Origin of the sequence: Mesorhizobium sp. M1E.F.Ca.ET.041.01.1.1, assembly GCF_003997355.1 — a bacterium.
Lineage (GTDB): Bacteria > Pseudomonadota > Alphaproteobacteria > Rhizobiales > Rhizobiaceae > Mesorhizobium.
This window is the reverse complement of the sequence record NZ_RZSL01000920.1, coordinates 1-1,649: the sequence shown is the minus strand read 5'-3', so window position 1 is coordinate 1,649 and position 1,649 is coordinate 1. Positions and strand designations below refer to the sequence as shown.

General features: G+C 68.5%; 2 protein-coding genes. One reads left to right on the top strand and one right to left on the bottom strand.

Annotation, left to right across the window (positions count from 1 at the left end; all coding sequences use genetic code 11):
• The coding region (locus tag EOA38_RS35910; protein ID WP_127301443.1) for a LysR family transcriptional regulator at nucleotides 1-363 on the bottom strand (363 nt) is incomplete at its 3' end.
• Nucleotides 364-497: 134 nt separating this feature from the next.
• On the opposite strand from EOA38_RS35910, the gene EOA38_RS35905 reads away from it, so the two are divergent.
• On the top strand, nucleotides 498-1,649 hold a 1,152-nt coding region (locus EOA38_RS35905), incomplete at its 3' end, for an MFS transporter (protein ID WP_245481012.1).

The following is a 1,649-nucleotide window of genomic DNA, read 5'->3' as shown; positions in this document are numbered from 1 at the left end:
CGCTTCCTCCGCGACGCGCGCTAAAAGGGCAGGGCCGAAATTCTCGACGAAACCGTCGCTGTTGCGCAGCGTGAAGCTGCGGACCAGCCGCTTGAGGTCGAGCCGTTCTGCCGGACGCAGTACGGCCTCCGCGTCCCTCACCAGCCGGCCGACCTCGGCGCCGAGCTCGATGGCGCGCGGCGTCGGCACCAGGCCGCGCCCGGCGCGCACCAAAAGCGGATCGCCGGTCGCCTCGCGCAGCCTTGCCAAGGCGCGGCTCATGGCCGAGGGGCTGAGCTTCAGCCGCCGTGCCGCCTTGGCAACGCTGCCTTCGGCAAGCAGCACATCCAGCGTGACGAGCAGGTTGAGATCGGGTCGCGACATGGCGCGACCTTAGCACGCTTGCAGCGCCATGACATGGCGTTTCATGCACTGTTCAAGTGCAAATGCTGCGTGTTCCGCCATATCAGCCGCGCGCTTATCTTCCCGGCAAGTTTCACCTGAGCCGGAGAAGAACCATGACCGACATCGCCGATACAGCCGCCGTACCGGCAAGCCGCTCGACGACCGGCGCGCTGGCCAGCCTGTCGCTGGCCATGCTCTTGTCCTCGCTCAGCACCAGCATCGCCAATGTCGCGCTGCCGACGCTGAGCATAGTCTTCGCTGCCTCCTTCCCGGCGGTGCAGTGGGTGGTGCTCGCCTATCTCTTGGCCATCACCGCGCTCATCGTCAGCGTCGGACGGCTGGGCGATCTCGTCGGTCGCCGCTTGCTGCTGGTCGCCGGCCTTGGCCTGTTCAGCGCCGCGTCGTTGGCGGCGGCGCTCGCGCCGACGCTGCCGCTGCTGGTCGCCGCCCGAGCCGCGCAAGGCCTGGGTGCTGCGGTGATGATGGCACTGACCATTGCCTTCGTCGGCGAGACAGTGCCGAGGGAGCGCATCGGCAGCGCCATGGGTCTGCTCGGCACCATGTCGGCGATCGGCACAGCCCTTGGACCGACGCTCGGCGGCGTGCTGATCGCCTCTTTCGGCTGGCGTGCGATCTTCCTCGTCAATGCCGTGCTCGGTATTGTGGCCGTAGTTGCCGCACACCGCTTCCTGCCTGCCGATCAAGCGGCGAAACTTCTCCGCCCAGCGGCGAAACTCGTCCGTGAGGCGAGGAGCGACAAACCACGCTTCGACATTCTGGGCACGATCCTGCTGGCGCTGACGCTCGCCGCCTACGCGCTGACGATGACGATCGGGCGCGGTCATTTCGGCGGCATGAACGCCGCGCTGCTTGGCATCGCCGCTCTCGGCGCCGGGCTGTTCCTCTACGTCGAGGGCAAGGTGGCCTCGCCTTTGGTCAAGCCCGCGCTGTTCCGCGATCCGGTGCTGGCGCCGAGCCTTGCCATGAACGCGCTGGTCTCGACGGTGATGATGGCGACGCTGGTGGTCGGGCCCTTCTTCCTGTCTCGCGCGCTGGGGCTCGGCGAGGCGCCGGTCGGCGCCGTCCTTTCCATCGGCCCGATCGTGTCGGCGCTGTGTGGTGTGGTCGCTGGCCGCGTCGTCGATCGCCTCGGCGCGTCGGCGATGGTCGTCGCCGGGCTGGCGCTGATGGCCGCTGGCTGTGTCGCGCTCTCGGTGTTGCCGGCGCTGTTCGGCGTCGCCGGCTACGCGGCGGCGACGCCGAAC